Consider the following 3,477-nt stretch of genomic DNA (forward strand, 5'->3'; position numbering starts at 1 on the left):
TCCGTACCGAGGGCCAGCGGCCCCGCCCCGAGCGCCACGGCGGCGGCCGCGCCCCCGCTCGACCCACCCGTCGTACGCGAGGTGTCGTACGGATTCCGTGTCACCCCGGACAGCGGCGAGTCCGTGACGCCCTTCCACCCGAACTCCGGCGTCGTCGTCTTGCCCAGGAACACCGCGCCATGCTCCCGCAGCCGGGCCACGGAGGGCGCGTCCTCGTCCCAACTCCCGCTCGCGGAGAGCGCCTTCGAGCCCTTCAGCGTCGGCCCGCCGCGCAGCAGCAGGATGTCCTTCACCGTCACCGGCACCCCGTCCACCAGCCCGGCGGGCTTCCCGCGCCGCCACCGCTCCTCCGACTCCCGCGCGCGGGAGAGGGCGTCGTCCGTGTCGAGGCGTACGAAGGCGTTCACGGCGGGCTGGACGGAAACCGCCCGTTCGAGGGCCGCCCGGGTCGCCTCCACGGGGCTGAATTCGCCCTTGCGATAGCCGTCGACGAGTTGTACCGCGGTCAGTTCGGTGAGCTCGGTCATCCGCCCGCCCTCCAGGGAACTCGGCAGCTCAGTGTCCAGGTACGTACCCACGCTGCTTGTCGACCACGTTCAGCAGCGGCTTCCCCGCCTCCCAGAGCTCGTACAACTCGACGAACTGCGCCCCCAGCGCGTCCCGCCAGCCCACCGTGTCCCCGCTCATGTGGGGCGAGACGACCAGGCCGGGCACCTCCCACAGCGGGTCGTCCGGCGGCAGGGGCTCGCGGTCGAAGACATCCAGCGCCGCGCCCGCGATCCACTGCTTCGACAGCGCCTCCACCAGCGCGTCCTCGACCACGAGCCCGCCCCGCCCGACGTTGACGAACCGGGCCGAGGGCTGCATGACCCCGAAGCGGCGGGCGTCGAACATGCCGTACGTCGACTCCGTCAGCGGAGCCGCCGCGATCACCCAGTCGGCGCGGGACAGCAGCCGGTCCAGGTCGTCCGGCCCGTGGATGCCGGGACGCGGGGTGCGGCCGACGACGGCCGCGGTGACCCCGAGGGCCTTGAGGACGCTGGTGATCGCCTGGCCGATGGGCCCCGAGCCGACGACACAGGCCCGTGTCCCGGCAACCCGCCGTGTCTCCCGGTGCCGCCACTCGTGGGCGCGCTGGAGCTCCCAGGTGCGCGGCAGGTCCTTCGCCCAGCCGAGGACGAGGGCGGCGACGTACTCGGCGATCGGCCGGTCGAAGACGCCGCGCGCGTTGGTCACCACCGTGTCGGAGGCGGCGAGTTCGGCGCACATGAGGTGGTCCACGCCCGCGCTCGCCGTGTGCACCCAGCCCGGCCGCGGCCCCTGGCCCGGCCAGGCGTCACGGACCGCGCGCGAGGTGAAGTCCCAGACGAGCAGCACGTCCGCGTACGGCAGACGCTCGGCCAGCGAGGCCTCGTCCGCGTGCTCGATCCGGGTCCGCCCGGTGAGCCGGCCGAGCCGGGGAGGCGGGTCGGCATCCAGGACAAGAAGGGTTTTCTCGGACATCGTGGGGGACCCGTTTCGCGAGGCGTGTTCGTTTCTCTGAGGTCTCTGAGCTCTGAGGTCTCTGAAATTTCTGATTCTCTGAAGTCTGTGAAGTCTGTGAAGTCTGTGAAGTCTGTGAAGGAGGTTCGCCGGGCGTCTTCCGACGGTGTCTTCGGCGGTACGGCTGTCGGTACGGAACGGCTGCGTTCGAGCCGTCTGAGATGCGCGGATTGACCACGCTCGCACCCGAACCTACCGTCGTCAACACGGGCACGGACACGGACCGTTGCCCACTCGTCCCCCTTCGTGAGGCCGGTGCCTGCCATGGACGTTTCCTTTCTCGGCGGACCGCGCTTCCAGCGCGGTGTCGGTGTCGTGGCCCCCTTTGACTTCGCCCTCGACCGGGAGCTGTGGCGGTGGGTGCCCGACGACGTCTCCCTGCACCTCACCCGGACCCCGTTCGTGCCGGTCGAGGTCAGCCTCGACCTGGCCCGGCTGGTCAGTGAGCACGAGACGCTGGGCGACGCGGTCCGTACGCTCAACGCGATCGCGCCCGAGGTCGTGGCGTACGCCTGCACCTCGGGCAGCTTCGTGGGCGGCGTGGCGGGCGAGCGCGCCATGTGCGAGGCGATGACACGGGCCGGGGCGGTGCCCTCGGTCACGACGTCCGGAGCGCTGCTGGAGGCCCTGCTGGAGCTCGGCGCACGGCGGGTGGCCCTGGTGACCCCGTACACCGTCTCCGTCACGCGGTCCCTGGAGGAGTACCTCGCCGAAGCGGGCGTCACGGTCACCGGACGCGCGTACATGGGCCTGACCAGGCACATCTGGAAGGTTCCGTACCGCTCGGTGGTCGACATGGCGCGCAGGGCGGTCCGCGCCCCCGCGGACGCGCTCTTCATCAGCTGCACCAACCTCCCCACGTACGACGTCATCCCGCAACTGGAGGCGGAACTGCGTATCCCGGTGATCTCGGCCAACCAGGTGACGATGTGGGCGGCACTGCGCCACCTGGGTACCCGAGCGGTGGGCCCTTATCAGGCGCTGCTGGACGAGTCGGCGCGCCAGGGCTCCGTACTGCCGGAAGAAGAGCAGCAGCAGGAAGGCTGGACATGACAGCACTCGGATTCCTTTACCCGGGCCACTCGGGCGAGGACGACTACCCCCGCATCGAGCAGCTTCTGGGCAGTGACATCCGCCTTCCCCTGGTCCACACGGACATCGGTGAGGACGCGCACCGCGAGGACGCGCTGCGTGAGATGGGCTCCCCGCGGCGGCTCGCGGCGGGTGTGGAGGAGCTCCGCCTCTCCGGCGCGGAGGCGGTGGTCTGGGCGTGCACGTCCGGCAGTTTCGTGTACGGCTGGGAGGGCGCCCACGAGCAGGTCCGCACCCTCGCCCGTACGGCGGGCATGCCCGCCTCCTCGACGTCCTTCGGCTTCGTCCACGCGGTGCGGGAGCTCGGCGTGCACCGGGTCGCGATCGCGGCGACGTATCCGGAGGACGTGGCGGCCCTCTTCGCCGCCTTTCTGAAGGCGGCGGGGGTCGAGGTGGTCTCGGTCCGCTCCTCCGGCATCGTCACGGCAGCGGAAGTGGGCACCTGGGACGCGGACAGGGTCCTCGCCCTGGCCCGCGAGGGCGACCACCCGGACGCGGAGGCGGTCCTGCTCCCGGACACGGCCCTCCACACGGTCTCCCACCTCCAGGCCCTGGAGTCGGCCCTGTCGAAACCGGTCCTCACGGCGAACCAGGTCACGGTCTGGGAGGCGTTGCGGCTCGCGGACCGCAGGGTGAACGCCCCGGAACTCGGCACGCTGTTCACGAAGGAGCCGATCGTCCAGGTCTGACCCGGTCCAGGCCGGCCATCTCCAGCCCGTCCGGCGCTTGAGGACGAGGCCCTCGGGCCGACAAGCGGGGGTCCGGGGGCGGCAGCCCCCAGGGAAGGGACGATGGGGGTCCCCCCTGCTCGAGCGAAGCCGAGAGCTTGGGGGAGGGTAGGGG

Annotated in this window: 4 protein-coding genes; 2 read left to right on the plus strand and 2 right to left on the minus strand. The window is 71.4% G+C overall.

The window, feature by feature from the left end; all coding sequences use genetic code 11:
* The coding region (locus FNH04_RS43330) for an amidase family protein (RefSeq protein WP_265581878.1) at window positions 1–527 on the minus strand (527 nt) is incomplete at its 3' end.
* Window positions 528–555: 28 nt separating this feature from the next.
* Entirely contained in the window at window positions 556–1,503 is a 948-nt protein-coding gene (locus tag FNH04_RS43335; protein WP_152791726.1) for a D-2-hydroxyacid dehydrogenase, read from the minus strand.
* A 303-nt stretch (window positions 1,504–1,806) separates the two neighbouring features.
* Between FNH04_RS43335 and FNH04_RS43340 the strand changes: the two genes are divergently transcribed.
* Both FNH04_RS43340 and FNH04_RS43345 read left to right on the plus strand, forming a co-directional pair.
* Window positions 1,807–2,595: a maleate cis-trans isomerase family protein gene (locus tag FNH04_RS43340; RefSeq protein WP_152791727.1), complete on the plus strand. Its 789-nt coding sequence runs from the start codon at window positions 1,807–1,809 to the stop codon at window positions 2,593–2,595.
* Window positions 2,592–3,323, plus strand: a complete 732-nt coding sequence (locus FNH04_RS43345; RefSeq protein WP_152791728.1) for a maleate cis-trans isomerase family protein — start codon at window positions 2,592–2,594, stop codon at window positions 3,321–3,323. Before FNH04_RS43340 ends, FNH04_RS43345 begins: the two co-directional genes overlap by 4 nt.
* Window positions 3,324–3,477: the final 154 nt, after the last annotated feature.

It is taken from the genome of Streptomyces phyllanthi (genome assembly GCF_009377205.1).
In the GTDB taxonomy this organism is placed as follows: Bacteria; Actinomycetota; Actinomycetes; order Streptomycetales; family Streptomycetaceae; genus Streptomyces; species Streptomyces phyllanthi.